The organism is Bradyrhizobium sp. CCBAU 45384, from assembly GCF_028128665.1.
Lineage (GTDB): Bacteria > Pseudomonadota > Alphaproteobacteria > Rhizobiales > Xanthobacteraceae > Bradyrhizobium > Bradyrhizobium manausense.
In genome coordinates, this window is record NZ_LBIZ01000117.1 from 199352 (window position 1) to 214354 (window position 15003).

Genomic DNA, 15003 nt, shown 5'->3' on the forward strand with positions numbered 1-15003 from the left:
TGCAGCCGCGCCACAGTAAACCCTCGGGCGCGGAGATGATGCTCCACGTCCAGAGGATGCGCGCTCACCTCCATCTCGGTGGACCGCACTGCCCGCGGAATGAGCAGATGAGCATAGGGATAACGTGCAGCGCACCACGGATTTTCCGCGATGAATTAGCGACTTTCGCCGCGCTGCAATCGAAGGAATTGAGCTGTCTGGCTAATTTACAGGCGTTCGCGCGGCAATACCGGATCGTCGGATGCCTATGAGCTATGCACGCGCGTCAGCTCAGCTCAGCGCAGCATCCACCGCAGCCGATCCGCGGCTCGTGACGATGGCGGCAGACGAGACAAATCCGAATTTCGGCAAAGTGGAATATTTCGAATGTATGGCGCGACGAAACGGGGGGCGCCGCAAGCCGCTCTCTCCGCCGTCATTCCGGGGCACGCCGTTTGGCGCGAGCCCGGAATCCATTCACCCTCACAACGCGCGGCACGATGGATTCTCAGTTGCGCAATTGCGCACCATAGTTCGCGCTTCGCGCGCCCCGGAATGACGGCGGAATCTTGTTGGATTGCGCTTCCGCGTTCGCTCCAGAACCGCACCATCGGGCTACAAGCTTCCGAACGACATGATCATGATACAAAACGTCAACTCACGGCCCCCGCGGAACTCTGGTATTCGCTTCCCGTTGATCTAAGCGTAGCCCTCGCACGCGATCGCGTGCGTTTCCCCCGGAGTTTCACCGATGGCCTCAGCCGACCGGCCGGCGACGCGGCTCGCCACGCGCCTCTCGTTCCTGGTCGCCGGATTCGGCCTTGCGTGCTGGGCGCCGCTGGTTCCGTTCGCGAAGGCGCGGCTCGCGGTCGACGACGCCGTCCTCGGCCTGCTGCTGCTCAGCCTCGGCATCGGCTCGGTTGTGGCGATGCTCGCGACCGGCATTTTGAGCGCGCGTTACGGCACCAAGCCGATCATCATCGCCGGCGGGATCGGCCTTGCCCTGATGTTGCCGCTGCTGGTCGTCGCCGGCACGCCTGTAGCGTTGGCGCTGTCGCTGCTCGCATTCGGAGCTGCGCTGGGCTCCATCGATGTCGCCATGAACATCCACGCCGTCGAGGTCGAACGCGCGGCAGGACAGCCGCTGATGTCGGGCTTTCATGCGCTCTTCAGCATCGGCGGGTTTGCCGGCTCGGCCGTGATGACGGCGCTGCTGTCGCTGCATCTTGGACCGCTCGGAAGCGCATTGATCTGTTCCGTACTGATGCTGATCGCGATGGCGATTGCTTGGCCGCGCCTGCTGCGCAGGACACAGGCGCAGGAGGGACCGCTGTTCGTGCTGCCGCACGGCATCGTGCTGTTGCTGGCGCTGCTGGCCGCGGTCACCTTCCTGATCGAAGGCGCGATGCTGGACTGGGGTGCCCTGCTCGTCATCGGCGCGGGCCTCGTCAGCGAGGCTCGCGGTGGGATCGGCTACATCGTGTTCTCGATTGCGATGACCGTCGGCCGGCTTGGCGGCGACGCTGTCGTCGCGCGGATCGGCGATCGCGCGACATTGATCGGGGGAAGCGTACTTGCGGTCGCGGGCCTTGCGGTGCTGCTGCTCGCGCCGAGCGCGGCCATTGCCATCGCCGGTTTCCTGCTGATCGGCCTTGGCGCCTCGAACCTCGTGCCGGTGCTGTTCCGTGGTGCGGCCAGGCAGACCGCCATGCCCACCGGGCTTGCGGTGGCGTCGATCACCACCGCCGGCTATGCCGGTGTGCTGGTTGGCCCTGCCGGCATCGGCTTTGTCGCCCATGTCATCGGATTGCCGGCGGCATTCTGGATGCTCGCCGCGCTGATGTGCATCGTCACGCTGTCGGCGCGCGCCGTGACCAGAAAAATTTAGCGCGTCATGCGCCTTTGCTTGCAAAGGTTGCCCGCAAGCGCCGCCAGCCGATCACGATTCCGGTGACGGAGAACGCCAGGCCGAGCGCGCAAAGCCCGACGATCAGGCCATCGCGCAGGCGCGAATGCGCCATGAGGACGGGGACGTCCAGCGTATGCAGCGCGCTGTAGGCCCAGCGATAGGCCCGCCGCGAGGCGTCGAGCCTTTGCAGAATGCTGCCGTCAGCGCCGTCAACGTCAAACCAGAGATCGCCGCAGCGTGAGCGATAGACGGGAGCGCCGGGAACGCTGGACCGGGCCGGATAGGCGTCGTCATCCGCAACAACCGACACCGCGCCGCAGCCTCGCGCAAGGCGCGTCGTCAAGCGGAGGACCTCCTGCTCATCCAGGAACGTCTTCTGCCGATCGCGGGCTGCCTCGCCCGCTTTGGTCAAGATCTGGCGGCCAAGATCAGTCCGGTCGCGCCGAAAGACGCTCACGTGGAAAGCAAACCATTCGACTTCGCGGGCAGAAATCGACAGCGCCAGCTGATCGAGCGATGGAGCCGTGCGCCAGTCCGGGACAGCATTCGTTATGCCCGCCTCAGCCACGGTCAATTGCCCGCGCGAAAACAGCCGTCCGTGATCCATGGAGAGCCAGCCGCTGAAAATCCAGGTCAGCACGAAGACGGTCGAGACGAGACCGATGACGTGGTGCAGAGCGTGCCAGCCGCGATAGGGTGACGAGACCCGCCCCCGGATCCTGATCCTGATGACACCGAGCAGCGCCCCAAGCGCCGCCGCGATCAGGGCCGCCAGCGCGAGATTCGAAACCACCCGGTCCCACAGCACCCAGTTGCTCCTGAGAACCGTTGGATAGATCCAGTGCACGACGCTGCCGATCCAATTCCAGCCGCGCTCGCTGCGGGTCGTGTCCAGCACGACCTCGCCGGTGCGCGACGACACGTAGATTTCCGTCCCGGCCGCATCGCCGAGAGCGATGCGGAATAGCGGCCGGTGGCGATCAAACCCTTCGGCACACTCCATTGATCGTAATCGGCGCGCGCAATGATCGCAGCGTGTGCGGCATCGAACCCGCGTCGGCGGGCATGGTCCTGTGCAATGGCGAGCGCGACATCGGGAAATTCCACCGAGGCGTCGGCTCCGTCTGACGCATGGACCGCCCGAACCCGTGACGGTCCCGACACGACATAGACCGGCCCGTCGCTGCGCTGGATCAGGCGAATGCGCGTGGCGTCCGTGATCCCGCTTGCGGCGACCGCGTCGGCAACCGGAATGATCGATGCCCCCTCCACCGGCGCCAGACCGGTGAAGCGTTCCGCCTCCGTCAACGCGGGAAACGGAACGAAGTGCATCACGATGCCGCTTGCGAACCACATCGCGAACATCAGGCAGAACGCGATGCCGAGCCAGCGGTGCAGAAGGATGATCACGCCGGTCATGCGATCCCCCCTACCATTTGAACGCGGCGGCGATCTCGTAGGTCCGGGGCGCACCAAGCAGGATCTGGTCGGGATAGAACGGGTCGCCCCAGATCGCGTAGCGCTTGTCGGTGACGTTGCGCACGCGAAAGGTCAGTCGGGCCTGGTCGACGGCATTGAAAACCGTCTTGGGAATGTCGACGAAGGCGTAAACGTCGCCGACGGTATAGGCATTCATGGTCACCGTGTTGGCGTCGCTGTTGGCGCGATCGCCGACATGGCGGCCGGTGATGCCGACTTCGACCGGCCAGGGCGTGAAGAAGCGCCAGGACGCGCCGGCATTGGCGACGATGCGCGGCACGTTCGGTGGCCTATTGCCCGAGAACGAGCCGCCGGTGAAATCATAGTCGGCATAACGCGCATCGACATAGGCGATGTTGCCCCAGAGACGCAAAGGCGCGATGGGGCGAATCGATCCGGCAAGCTCGACGCCCTTGGATTCCTGCCGCCCCGCAATGTTGAGCGTCTGGCCGCCGGCCGCGGCATAGACGTTCTTGCGCTCGATATCGTAAGCTGAGAACGACCACTCCGCCCTGTTGTCCCAGAGCACGTGCTTGACGCCGGTCTCGTAGGTGCGTGCGGTGGTCAGATCGAGCGGCTGGGTCGGCCCCAGCAGGAAGATGTTGTTGGCCGAGACATCTGCGCCGGTGGCGTACTGGCTGAAGAAGGTCAGGCCGGGAATGGCCTCCCAGGTGTAGCCGAGGCGCCCCGTGACGGGCGCCCAGGATTTCGTGAACGGGAATCCCGCGTTCTCCAGCCCGGCGACGTCGGTCGAGTTGCGGTCGAGCCCGATATGTTCGACGCGCAGGCCGCCGATCAGAGCGAATGTCCGCGTCAGCTTCAGCCGGTCCTCGAACGACAGCGCCTCGTTGTCGATCCGCGCGGTCTGCTGCCTGGTCGTCAGCAGGCCGTAGAAGCCACGGTCGGGATCGACGAGATCGACGGAATCGCCGGGGAAATTCGCCGCGCCCGGCCGGACGAAATCGAGATAGCTCGACGAAAAGGTCGTGACGAGACGATTTTCGAGGCCCGCGATATCAGCATCCCACGTCAGGTCGGTGATATTGCCGACCAGACGCTGGCTGTGCGCGACATAGAAGCGGCTGCGATCGACCGTATTCGTCGTTGTGTTGAACGCCTCAACCTCGTTGTTGAGCCAGGAGCGCTCCGCGCCGTAGGCATAGGCCTGACTCTTCAAGGTGAGGTCGGGCGCGAGCCCCAGCTCGAAGCCGCCGCGGAGCCACACCTCCTGAGCCACGTTGCGGTTGTCGAGAACGTTGTAGTTGGTGTTGAAGGTGCGATCGTCGATGGTAACAGGGCCGAGATTGGTCCCGTTGAAGTTCGAGATATAAGTGCCCGAGACGATGCCTGCCGTCGCATGCGAGCCGCTGAAGGCCACCGGCACCAGCGGCGTGCCCCAATAGGCCCGTCCGCGATCCTCCCGATATTCGATCGCGCCCCAAACCTTGAGGCTGTCCGAGATGCGGTAGTTGAGCTGGCCAGACACATCGAACGTCCTGGTGCTGGTATCGTCGGCAAAGCCGTTAAGCGTGGAGCGGCTGATATCGAAGCGGTAGTCCAGCCCCTGCACATTGGTGCTGCCGCCCGAGCCGTAATGCGCGCGGAACGAGTTCAACGAGTCCCAGGAGAAGTCCGCTTCGTTCCGGATCGGCCCCGTGTGCGGCTGCTTGGTAACGAAATTGATCGCGCCGCCGGCGGCGCCCTCGCCCGAGATCAGCGAGGCCGGGCCTTTGAGGATTTCCACGGCTTCGAGATTGGCGGTGTCCATGATCCGCGAGGTCATGTTCTGCGGGCCGATCTTGATGCCGTTGTAGAGCGTGTTGATCTGGCTGTTGGTGAAGCCGCGCATCGAGAAGGCTGAAGGCTCGGCGGGATTGTCGCCGGCGGTGACGCCAACCGCGCCTTGCGCGACATCGGAGACGGTGCGGTAGCCCTGCTCGCGCATGGTCTCGGCGGAGATGACTTCGACCGTTGCGGGTGTCTGTCGCACCGTCAGGCCGAGGCGCGAGGCGCTTTCGGCAACCGCATTGCTGTTGAGCGGCGTCGGCGCCGCATTGTTCGTCACGACCGGTCTTGGCGCGACCTCCGCCGCGGCCGGCTCGCGAGCCGTCGCGCGGCGGGTGCCTGCCGCGTCCCGGGCGGCCGGCTTGGCCTGCTTGCGGGATTGCGGGGGCGACACCTCGACGGCCGGCAGCGTCTCGCGGGCCTGCTGCGCCAAAGCAGCGGACATATCGACAACTGCAAGAGATGTCAGAGCGGCGGACGCCAGCAAAATGCGGCGTGGTCGTACAATACGGCTGGCAAACACGGTCCTGGACCTCGGAGTGACGTCAGTGGCACGTCACCGCGAACCAAGGTCCCATCATCAGGCACTAAGCCTTCCGATGAAGCCTGATGTCTGTACTCCCCGACCGACATCTTCGCGTGTGACCACGGCTGACGGCAGGTCTCCTGGCTCGCGGGTCGTGACCGCTTCGTCGCCTTCCCGGGACCGAGGACCCAGTGGCTTTAAAGACGAAGGATTCACCGCTTACAGTTGCGGGGGCAGCTACGGCATTGGGGACAACGTCCCCGCACCGCATTCCCTTTTCATCCCCTCTCGGGGAAACCGTCGCCAGCATCTAGGATTACGACCAAGACGGAGTCAATGTGCAAGACGCGGCGATATTGCCACAGCCACCAACTTCCCCCGGAGATTGACATGGAAGGCGCGACCTTCCTCTGGCTGATCCGACATGCGCCCGTCGACGGCGTCAAAGGGACGATCCACGCGGCCGATGCGGCGGCGGACCTGACCGATCGCGCGCAACTGGAGGTGCTGCGATCGCGCTTGCCGCACGATGCTGCGAGCTATGCGAGCCCTGCGCGGCGCACGATCGAGACGGCGCGCGCGCTGGGGCTCGAACCAGAACTGGTGCACGAGTTTGGCGAGCAGGATTTCGGCGACTGGACCGGCCGGCGGCATGACGAGCTCGCCAGCAGCGGTGGCGAGGCCTATGCGCAGTTCTGGAACGCCCCTGCACACCAGAGACCACCGGGCGGTGAAAGCTTTGAAGATCAGGTCGCCCGCGTCCGTCTGGGTCTCGCGCGGGTCGGCGCGGGTCCGGCGGCGCTGATTGTGCATTCCGGCACGATCCGCGCCGCGCTGTGCATCGCGCTCGACCTGACGCCGGATGCCGCCTTGCGCTTCGTGATCGATCCGCTGTCGCTGACCCGGATCGACCGGCTCGCGACCGGCTGGCGGGTCTGGTCGGTCAACCAGCGGGTCAGCTAGGCCTGTCAGGCACGTTGGCCTGCGCGAAGGTCGCCATGTCATTGTGGAGCGCGCAGGCCGATCGCACCAGCGGCAGCGCGATCGCGGCGCCAGAACCTTCGCCGAGCCTGAGATCGAGGCTGATCAAGGGCTGCACGTTCAGCGCACGCAACACCAGCCGATGCCCCTGCTCCGCCGATTGATGCGACGACAGCAGGAATGGCTGGCACGACGGATTGAGCCGCACCGCCGCCAGTGCCGCGACCGAAACGATGAAACCGTCGATCAGCACGGGAATGCGCGCCTGCGCGGCCGCGATGATCGCGCCTGATATCGCCGCGATCTCGAGGCCGCCGACGGCGCACAGGATGTTTTCGGGCGAAGCGCTCGCCACACCGTGGCGCGCGATTGCCGCCTCGATCACGCCCACCTTGTGCGCACGGCCGGCCGCATCGACGCCGGTACCACTGCCCGCGATCTCCTCGGCGCTGATGCCGAGCAGGCTCGCAGCAATCGCCGCAGAAGCCGTGGTGTTACCGATGCCCATTTCGCCGAAGATCAGCAGGTCAGGCTGATGGGCCTTCGCCCGCGCTACCGCGCGCTCGCCGGCCTCGAACGCAAAGGCCAGCTCAGCCGGCGTGAGCGCAGGCTCAACGCTGAAATCGCGCGTGCCGTGGCGCGGCTTGTCCGTGATGATATCAGGCATCGCCTCCTCGGCCAGCGTGCCGGCATCGACAACTTCGAGCGTCGAACCGAGCTCGCGCGCCAGCACCGAGATCGCGGCACCTCCGGACGCAAAATTCGCCATCATCGCGATCGTCACAGCCTGCGGATAGGCCGACACGCCCTGCGCGACGACGCCGTGATCGCCGGCGAAGATGATGATCGGCACGCGCGCGGCGCGCGGGCGCTCGGTCGCCTGCAGGCCGGCAAGCTCGATCGCGAGCTGCTCGAGGCGGCCGAGCGCACCGGTCGGCTTTGTCAGTTGTGCCTGCCGCGCGATCGCCGCTTCGCGGTGGTCGGCGGAGATTTCGGGGCATTTCTGGGTAACCCATTCAGGGAGCATGCTGCCTCGCTTATGGCCTGCGCTTGAGAATGTAGCTGTCCATGATCCAGCCGTGCCGCTCGCGCGCGTCCTGCCGCGCGGCGACGATACGCGGGCCGACCTCAGTCAGGGCGCCGGACAGGATGATCTGGTCGGCCATGCCGAGATAGGCGCCCCACCAGATCTGAAGGCCTTCAGGATCCAGCGACTGGAACGCCGTGCCGCCGTCGAGCATCACGACGACCGTGTCGACGCCTTCAGGCCAGCCGCCTTCGCGCAAGCGGCGCCCGGTCGTCACCAGGAACGGCTCGCCGATATCGTTGAGCGGCAGCGCATGTGCCGCGCACAGCGCCTGGATCGAGGTGATGCCCGGCACCACTTCGATCTCAGGCAAGGGATCGAGCCGGCGCGCGATGCGGAGCGAGGAATCGTAGAGCGAGGGATCGCCCCAGATCAGCAGCGCGACCTTGCCGTCTGCGCCCAGATGATCGGCGATCGTCTGCGACCAGGTCGCCGCGACCGCGTCGTGCCAATCGTCGACGCCCTTGCGGTAATCGGCTTCGCGGGCGTCGCGCACGGGAAGATCGAATTCGGCGATGCGCGTGGTGTCGTTGGTGAGAACTTCGGCGCAAATCGTCCGCCTGAGTTCGGCGAGGTCGGATTTTGCGGCGCCCTTGCGCGGGACTAGGATCAGGTCTGCGGTGTTGATCGCGCCAATTGCCGCGCGCGTAAGCTGCCCGGGATCGCCGCAGCCGATGCCGATCAGGGAGAGGGTCATCATCACGATCCGCCCTCCGCCAGCGCGCCGAACAGGATGACGGCGGCCGTGGAGGCCGCGCCGCCGCGCGCCAGCTGATCGGCCAGCTCGACAACAGTGGTGCGGACCAGACGCTCGTCAGCGCGGCCGAGCGATTCCGCGAACAGCGCCGGCGTGCTCGGCGAGAGGCCATGCTCGATCAATTTCGCGACCAGCGCCGGAAAGGTTCGCCGGCCCATATAGACCACCGTCATCGCATCGGGATCGGCAAGAGCCACCCAGTTCAAATTGGGCGGCAGCTCGCCGGTGACATCGGCACCGGTCACGAATTGGACCCGGCGCGAGGTGTGGCGACGCGTCAGCGGAATGCCGGCATGTGCGGCGGCGACGCAGGCCGAGGTGACGCCGGGAACGATCTCATAGCCGATGCCGGCCTCGCGCAGCGTCTCGATCTCCTCCTCGAGCCGGCCAAAGATGCCGGCATCGCCCGACTTCAGCCGCACGACGCGGACGCCCGTCGCCGCATAGTCGACCAGCAGGCGGTTGACATGATGCTGCTTTGTCGATGGCCGCCCTGCCCGCTTCCCCACCGCGACGAGGTTGGCCCCGGGCCGCGCCAGATCGAGGATCGCCCCGGAGGCGAGATCGTCATAGAGCACGACATCAGCCTCGCGCAGCCGCGCGGCGCCCTTGAGCGTGAGCAATTCAGGATCGCCGGGACCGGCGGAGACGAAGGAGACAAAGCCGCTCACCGGTCCTCCGCGATCAGGTGAAAGAAGGTGCCGGTGGCGTGGCGGCGCCGCGAGCCGGTCTCGGCGATGACCGCACCGGTCGCATCGTGCACGACCGCCAGCGGCGTGTCGGGCTGGGCGAGAATGGTCGAATAGTGAAACTCATGGCCGCGCAGCCGCGCCCCAACCTTGTGCCCCGGCATCGGCGCCGCAAGCGCTGCAAGACGATAGCCAAGATGCATGCGGCGCTTGGCGAAACTCGTCTCGAGGCCGAGCAGACCTGTCATCTCATGCCTGATACCATCGGCATCAGTCAAAGCAGCTCCCAGCACCATATACCCTCCGCATTCGCCATGCACCGGCCGCGTCTCGGCGAAGGCGCGCAGACCGCTGCCGAAGCGCGTGTTCGCGGCGATCTTGCCGGCGTGAAGCTCGGGATAGCCGCCGGGGAGCCAGCACACATCGGCGCTCGCGTCGGGCGCTTCATCTGCGAGCGGCGAGAAGGTCGATATCTCCGCGCCGGCCGCGCGCCAGGCTTCCAGCATATGCGGATAGACGAAGGAGAACGCGGCATCGCGGGCGAGCGCGATGCGTTGGCCGGGCGGCGTCACGTTCAAGCCGTTCACGACCGGCTGCGGCGACCAGCTTGCGGCCGATTGCAGCACCGCATCGAGATCGACATGCTCCGAGACAAAGCGCGCGGCCTCCTCGATCAGTTTTCCGATCTCCGCCTGCTCCTCGGCCTGCACCAGGCCGAGATGCCGCTTCGGCAGGCTGATCTCGGCATGGCGCGGCAATGCGCCGAACACGGCAATCCCGGCATCGTTGATCGCACGCCGCACGAGGTCTTCATGGCGCGGGCTGGCGATGCGATTGAGCACGACGCCCGCAAGGCGCACGCCGGCGCGATAATCGCGCAGGCCAGTTGCGATCGCCGCCGCTGTCTGCGCCTGTCCGGACGGGTCGATCACCAGAACCACCGGCCAGCCCAGCATCTCCGCAATGTCGGCGGTCGCGCCGGTGCCGGAGACACCGCGTGCAGCGACCCCGTCGAACAGGCCCATCGAGCCCTCGGCGAGCACGACATCGGCGTCCGCGCCGCGGCTGATCAGGTGTGAGATCGTCGCGCTGTCCATCGCCCAGCTATCGACGTTGACCGAAGCGCGGCCCGTAGCGGCGGCATGGAAGGCGGGATCAATATAGTCAGGGCCGCTCTTGAAGCATTGCACGTTCAGGCCACGATGACGCCAGGCACGCGCGAGCGCCAGCGTGAGGGTGGTCTTGCCGATGCCGGAGGCTGGTGCGGAGATGACGAGGGCAGCTGCCATCACGACGCCTCCGGAAAGCGCGGCTCGGCGCCAACGGGCCGATAGCGGCGGTCGTAGTCGGCGGCATAAAGCCGGCTCTCGTCGAAATCCGCCGCGCCAAGCGTCTTGCCGACCAGGATCAGCGCGGTGCGCTCCATCTCGGCGCCGAGCGCAGCATCGAGCGTCGCCAGCGTGGCGCGGACGACGCGCTGGTCCGGCCAGCTCGCACGCCAGACGATCGCGACCGGGCAGTCTGTGCCGTAATGCGGGGTGAGCTCGGCGACGACCATGTCGAGCTGATGGATCGAAAGATGAATGGCGAGCACCGCGCCTGTCGCGGCGAAGGCCGCGAGCTTCTCCCCATCGGGCATCGCGCTGGCGCGACCCGCTGTGCGCGTCAGCACAACCGACTGGGAGAGACCGGGCAATGTCAGCTCGGCTTCCAACGCGGCAGCGGCTGCGGAGAAGGACGGAACGCCCGGCGTGACAGTAAAGGGAATGCCGAGCGCGCGCAGGCGGCGCAGCTGCTCGCCCATCGCCGACCAGATCGAGAGATCGCCGGAATGCAGCCGCGCGACATCCTTGCCTGCGGCATGGGCCGCGGCAATCTCGGCGATGATCTCGTCGAGCGACAGCGGCGCCGTATTGACGATCCGCGCGCCTGGAGGGCAATGCGCCAGCACGCCTTCCGGCACCAGCGAACCCGCATAGAGGCAAACCGGACAGGCCGAGATCAAATCACGCCCGCGCAGGGTGAGCAGATCGGGCGCGCCCGGCCCGGCGCCGATGAAATGCACCGTCATGGGCCGTCTCCTTCGGCGATTGCAGCGGTCGCCGTGCGATCCTGCGAGACCGCGCGCGTTGCGATCAGCCGCGCGTGAGGGCCGGCGGCCGCGAGGGCCGCGGCTTCGGCGAGCGAGCCCGTGCCGAACCTTTCGGTGATCCGCTGCGACTGCGTCGGCGTTGCGATGCCGGCCAGGGTCTCGGCGGGCACCGCCTTGATCGGAACGCCACACTCGCGCGCGAGCTGCTTCAGCGGCTCCGCATCCGCCTTGTCGCTCACGGTCGCGACCGCAGCCAGCCCTGCGGAACCGCCGGCTGCCAGCAGCGCCTCGCGCAAAGAGGCCAGCGTCACATCCTGCTTGAATCCAAGCCCGGCGACCTTCATCGGACCGCACTCCACTGCACCACCGGCCGCGTCGCCTCCCACGCGCGGTAACGGCCGAGCGGAGCGGCACGCGCGATCTCGACCCGCATCAGCTCGCCGCCATGCTGTTGATGCAACTCGCCGAGCAGCGCTTCCGTCTCCAGAGTCACGGCATGGGCGACGAACCGCGTGCCGGGCGTAATCCGCAACCAGACAGCTTCGAACAGCGCGGTGTCGAAGCCGCCCCCGACGAACACAGCATCCGGCCCGTCCAGCGCAGCGAGCGCGTCGGGCGCGGTGCCCGCAACGACCGTGATCTTATGTTCCACCCCGAACGCTTCCGCATTGCTGCGGATGTTGGCGGCACGATCCTCGCGCGTTTCGACGGCGACCGCTGACCCGCCGCCCAATGCCCACTCTACCGAGATCGACCCCGAACCTGCACCGATGTCCCACAACTTTCTGCCAGGGCATGGACCGAGTGCCGAGAGCGCCAAGGCGCGGATCGGCCGCTTGGTGATCTGACCGTCGTGAGCAAAGAGAACATCCGGTAGCCCCGAACTGCGAGAGAGACCGTCCGCCCCTCTTGCCTCCAGCGCCACAGCAACGAGGCTTCCGGCGGAAACGCGCGTATAGGTCTCCGCGTGATGCTTACCGACCTTTTCATGGGGGCCGCCAAGCGCGGAGAGAGTCCAGAATAGCGAGACACCCCACCCGCGCTCCGTCAGCCATCTCGCCAGATCAACGGCGGCCTTGCCGTCTCGCACCAGACAGATGATCCGCGCGCCATCCGCCAGATGGGGTACAAGCCGTTCGAACGGCGCGGCATGAAGGCCGAGGCAAACGGTGGATTCGAGCCGCCAGCCCAACCGCGCCGCGGCGAGCGAGAAGGTCGATGGCGCGGGATGCGCGATCCACTCATTGGCATTCAGCTTCTCGGCGAGGCCAGCGCCAGCGCCGTACCAGAAGGGATCGCCGGATGCCAGCACTGCCGTCGGCCGGCCACGGCAGCTCAGCACGACGTCAGCGTCGAACGGTACCGGCCACGCGCGGCCGCGGCTGCCAGCAGCGGCAAGCGCAAGATGGCGCTCGCCGCCGAACACGGTTTCGGCCTTGGCCAGCGCCTTTCGGCTTGCCTCCGACAGCCCGGCAAGGCCATCTTCGCCGATACCGATGATGGTCAGCCAAGGATTAGCCGGGGAATCAACCATGATGCGCGCCCTTATTCTGGGCGGAATTGCCGACGCGAGCCTGCTCGCCGCCGAGATCGCGCGCGCAGGGATCGATGCGGTGTATTCCTATGGCGGGCGCACCAGAACCCCTGCCGATCAACCGCTGCCGACCCGCATCGGCGGCTTTGGCGGCGTGAGCGGTCTTGCTGATTACATCAGCCGCGAACGCATCACGCATGTGATCGACGCGACCCATCCCTTCGCGGCCGAGATGAGCCGCCATGCCATCGCCGCGTGCGCGGCGGCCGGCACGCCGCTGATCGCGCTGGAGCGTGCCCCCTGGGCGAAAGCGCCTGATGATAACTGGATTGAAGTGGTTGACGTCAACGCAGCAGTCGCTGCGCTGCCCGAAGCACGGGCCAACGTGTTCCTGGCCATCGGCCGCCAGCACATCGCGCCGTTCGCGGCGAAGCCGCAGCATGCCTACACGCTGCGGTTCGTCGATCCGCCCGAAGTGCCCCTGCCCTTCGCCGCCGATGTGATCGTCTCGCGCGGACCCTTCACGATTGACGGCGAATTGGAGATGATGCGCATGCGCGGCATCGCCTGGATCGTCGCCCGCAATTCCGGCGGCGACGGCGCCCGTGCCAAGATCGACGCGGCCCGCCTGCTCGGCCTGCCCGTGATCATGATCTCGCGGCCAAACTTGCCCGAGCGCAAGCGGGTCGAGAGCGTCGCGGAAGTGATGCAGTGGCTTGGTCATCGGACTTGCCTCGGCGCATAGACCCAGCGGCCAACGCGGCGCGTCTGCGAGTTGCCGACGATCACCAGCGTGCGCATGTCGGCCATCTCAGGCGTCGCATCATTCAGCGGGACGGTCACGATCGTCTCGTCAGGCGCGCTGATCGCGCGCGCGAAGATCACAAGACGCCCGCCACAGCCCGCTTCCTTCAGCACCGCGAGCGCGCGGCCAAACCCGTCCGGCCGGCTCGCGGAGCGCGGATTATACATCGCAATTGAAAAATCCGCTTCCGCTGCGAGCCGCAGCCGTTTCTCGATCATCGCCCATGGCTTGAGATTGTCGGAGAGATTGATCGCACAGAAGTCGTGACCAAGCGGCGCACCGGCGCGTGCGCTAGCTGCCAGCATCGCGGTGATGCCAGGCAGCACGCGGACCGGCAGGTCCTGATATTGCGGCGCCATTTCGAGCGCCTCGAACACGGCTGAAGCCATGGCGAAGACGCCAGGGTCGCCGGAGGAGACGACGACGACCTGCCCGCCTTCAGCCGCCAGCCGCAGCGCCTCGCTCGCGCGCCGGAGCTCTTCACGATTGTCGGATGGATGCACGGTGAGCCCAGGCCGCGGGGCGACGCGCGCGACATAGGGCGCGTATCCCAAAATATCGGTCGCGGCGGCAAGCGCGGCGGAGACCTCCGGCGTCACCAGCGCTTCACTGCCCGGGCCGAGGCCCGCGATGGTCAGCGTGCCCGTCATTCGGCGGCGTCCGGAAGCCGGCCCTTGCCGTGCACCAGCACGATCGCGAAGTAAGGACACTCGGTGGCGTCGATCTCAACGAGTCGCGCGACGCGCTCCCCCGGCATGGTGCCGCGCTCGACCAGCCAGGCATCATCCAGCCGCCCGGCGGCCGCGAGCGCGCGCCGCACCTTTGCAAGATTGCGGCCGGTCTTCATGATCACAAGTGCATCGGAATCGCGCATACGGCGTTCAAGCTCGGCCTCAGGAAGCGTGCCCATCAGCACCGTCGTCACGTCGTCGCCGAGGGCAATCGGCTGGCCGACGCCGTTCCAGCAGCCGACCATGCCGGGAATGCCGGCGATCACCTCGATCTCGACGCGGCCCTGCAGGCGCGTGTGCAAATGCATGAACGAGCCGTAGAAGTAGGGATCGCCCTCGCAGAGCACGACGACGTCGACGGCACGCGAAAGCCGCGCCAGGCGTTCGGCCCATTCGTCGTAGAAGCCGGAGAGCTGCTGCACGTAGTCCGGGCTGTCGAAGGCGATCTCGGTGGTGACAGGATATTCCATGGGATATTCGGTGACGTCGGCAGCGAGCATGCCCTCGACGATGCGCCGCGCCTGGCCGGGCCGCCCCTTCTTGCGGAAATAGGCGACGTGCTTGGCCGCCCGCACCATGCGGTCGGCGCGCACGCTCATCAGATCAGGATCGCCGGGGCCGAGACCGCAGCAGATGATGCGTCCCATGG

At 66.6% G+C, this 15003-nt stretch carries 13 protein-coding genes, 1 pseudogene and 1 riboswitch; of the genes and pseudogenes, 3 read left to right on the plus strand and 11 right to left on the minus strand.

Annotated elements, in window-relative coordinates; all coding sequences use genetic code 11:
- Positions 1-730: 730 nt before the first annotated feature.
- Positions 731-1867 carry an MFS transporter gene (locus XH80_RS32445; protein WP_271602119.1) on the plus strand — a complete coding sequence of 379 codons (1137 nt, stop codon included), beginning with the start codon at positions 731-733 and terminating at the stop codon, positions 1865-1867.
- Between the two features lie 4 nt (positions 1868-1871).
- Here the strand turns inward: XH80_RS32445 and XH80_RS32450 are convergent.
- Positions 1872-3307: pseudogene (locus XH80_RS32450) on the minus strand (PepSY domain-containing protein).
- Positions 3308-3317: 10 nt separating this feature from the next.
- Positions 3318-5675: a TonB-dependent receptor gene (locus tag XH80_RS32455; RefSeq protein ID WP_271602120.1), complete on the minus strand. Its 2358-nt coding sequence runs from the start codon at positions 5673-5675 to the stop codon at positions 3318-3320.
- Between the two features lie 116 nt (positions 5676-5791).
- Positions 5792-5995, minus strand: a riboswitch (cobalamin riboswitch).
- 73 nt (positions 5996-6068) lie between these two features.
- On the opposite strand from XH80_RS32455, the gene XH80_RS32460 reads away from it, so the two are divergent.
- The gene (locus XH80_RS32460) at positions 6069-6641 is read left to right on the plus strand and encodes a histidine phosphatase family protein (RefSeq protein ID WP_271602121.1); all 573 of its coding nucleotides are present in this window, start codon (positions 6069-6071) and stop codon (positions 6639-6641) included.
- Here the strand turns inward: XH80_RS32460 and cobT are convergent.
- Genes cobT through cbiE form a run of 7 tightly spaced genes read right to left on the minus strand, consistent with a single transcriptional unit; the run spans position 6634 to position 12818 of the window.
- The gene (gene cobT / locus XH80_RS32465; RefSeq protein ID WP_271602122.1) at positions 6634-7686 is read right to left on the minus strand and encodes a nicotinate-nucleotide--dimethylbenzimidazole phosphoribosyltransferase; all 1053 of its coding nucleotides are present in this window, start codon (positions 7684-7686) and stop codon (positions 6634-6636) included. The genes XH80_RS32460 and cobT overlap by 8 nt on opposite strands.
- 10 nt (positions 7687-7696) lie before the next feature.
- Positions 7697-8446: a precorrin-6A synthase (deacetylating) gene (gene cobF, locus XH80_RS32470; protein ID WP_271602123.1), complete on the minus strand. Its 750-nt coding sequence runs from the start codon at positions 8444-8446 to the stop codon at positions 7697-7699.
- Positions 8446-9174, minus strand: a complete 729-nt coding sequence (cobA, locus tag XH80_RS32475; RefSeq protein ID WP_271602124.1) for a uroporphyrinogen-III C-methyltransferase — start codon at positions 9172-9174, stop codon at positions 8446-8448. Before cobA ends, cobF begins: the two co-directional genes overlap by 1 nt.
- Positions 9171-10481, minus strand: a complete 1311-nt coding sequence (locus tag XH80_RS32480; protein WP_271602125.1) for a cobyrinate a,c-diamide synthase — start codon at positions 10479-10481, stop codon at positions 9171-9173. The genes cobA and XH80_RS32480 overlap by 4 nt, the downstream gene beginning before the upstream one ends.
- Positions 10481-11263 carry a precorrin-4 C(11)-methyltransferase gene (gene cobM / locus XH80_RS32485; RefSeq protein WP_271602126.1) on the minus strand — a complete coding sequence of 261 codons (783 nt, stop codon included), beginning with the start codon at positions 11261-11263 and terminating at the stop codon, positions 10481-10483. The genes XH80_RS32480 and cobM overlap by 1 nt, the downstream gene beginning before the upstream one ends.
- Positions 11260-11628 carry a cobalamin biosynthesis protein gene (locus XH80_RS32490; RefSeq protein WP_271602127.1) on the minus strand — a complete coding sequence of 123 codons (369 nt, stop codon included), beginning with the start codon at positions 11626-11628 and terminating at the stop codon, positions 11260-11262. The genes cobM and XH80_RS32490 overlap by 4 nt, the downstream gene beginning before the upstream one ends.
- Positions 11625-12818, minus strand: coding sequence for a precorrin-6y C5,15-methyltransferase (decarboxylating) subunit CbiE (gene cbiE, locus XH80_RS32495; RefSeq protein WP_271602128.1), 1194 nt, complete (start codon positions 12816-12818; stop codon positions 11625-11627). Before cbiE ends, XH80_RS32490 begins: the two co-directional genes overlap by 4 nt.
- Here cbiE and XH80_RS32500 point away from each other — a divergent pair.
- Complete coding sequence (locus XH80_RS32500) at positions 12817-13563, plus strand: cobalt-precorrin-6A reductase (RefSeq protein WP_271602129.1); 747 nt, start codon at positions 12817-12819, stop codon at positions 13561-13563. The two genes, cbiE and XH80_RS32500, sit on opposite strands and share 2 nt — an antisense overlap.
- Here the strand turns inward: XH80_RS32500 and cobJ are convergent.
- Positions 13539-14273, minus strand: a complete 735-nt coding sequence (cobJ, locus tag XH80_RS32505) for a precorrin-3B C(17)-methyltransferase (RefSeq protein WP_271602130.1) — start codon at positions 14271-14273, stop codon at positions 13539-13541. The two genes, XH80_RS32500 and cobJ, sit on opposite strands and share 25 nt — an antisense overlap.
- Positions 14270-15001 carry a precorrin-2 C(20)-methyltransferase gene (locus XH80_RS32510; RefSeq protein ID WP_271602131.1) on the minus strand — a complete coding sequence of 244 codons (732 nt, stop codon included), beginning with the start codon at positions 14999-15001 and terminating at the stop codon, positions 14270-14272. Before XH80_RS32510 ends, cobJ begins: the two co-directional genes overlap by 4 nt.
- Positions 15002-15003 lie beyond the last annotated feature (2 nt).

Coding starts and splice junctions, on each gene's coding strand:
- XH80_RS32445 (WP_271602119.1), top strand. CDS start 731: ATGGCCTCAGCCGACCGGCCGGCGACGCGGCTCGCCACGCGCCTCTCG.
- cobM (WP_271602126.1), bottom strand. CDS start 11,263: ATGACGGTGCATTTCATCGGCGCCGGGCCGGGCGCGCCCGATCTGCTC.
- cobF (WP_271602123.1), bottom strand. CDS start 8,446: ATGATGACCCTCTCCCTGATCGGCATCGGCTGCGGCGATCCCGGGCAG.
- XH80_RS32490 (WP_271602127.1), bottom strand. CDS start 11,628: ATGAAGGTCGCCGGGCTTGGATTCAAGCAGGATGTGACGCTGGCCTCT.
- cbiE (WP_271602128.1), bottom strand. CDS start 12,818: ATGGTTGATTCCCCGGCTAATCCTTGGCTGACCATCATCGGTATCGGC.
- XH80_RS32480 (WP_271602125.1), bottom strand. CDS start 10,481: ATGGCAGCTGCCCTCGTCATCTCCGCACCAGCCTCCGGCATCGGCAAG.
- XH80_RS32460 (WP_271602121.1), top strand. CDS start 6,069: ATGGAAGGCGCGACCTTCCTCTGGCTGATCCGACATGCGCCCGTCGAC.
- cobT (WP_271602122.1), bottom strand. CDS start 7,686: ATGCTCCCTGAATGGGTTACCCAGAAATGCCCCGAAATCTCCGCCGAC.
- XH80_RS32510 (WP_271602131.1), bottom strand. CDS start 15,001: ATGGGACGCATCATCTGCTGCGGTCTCGGCCCCGGCGATCCTGATCTG.
- XH80_RS32500 (WP_271602129.1), top strand. CDS start 12,817: ATGATGCGCGCCCTTATTCTGGGCGGAATTGCCGACGCGAGCCTGCTC.
- cobJ (WP_271602130.1), bottom strand. CDS start 14,273: ATGACGGGCACGCTGACCATCGCGGGCCTCGGCCCGGGCAGTGAAGCG.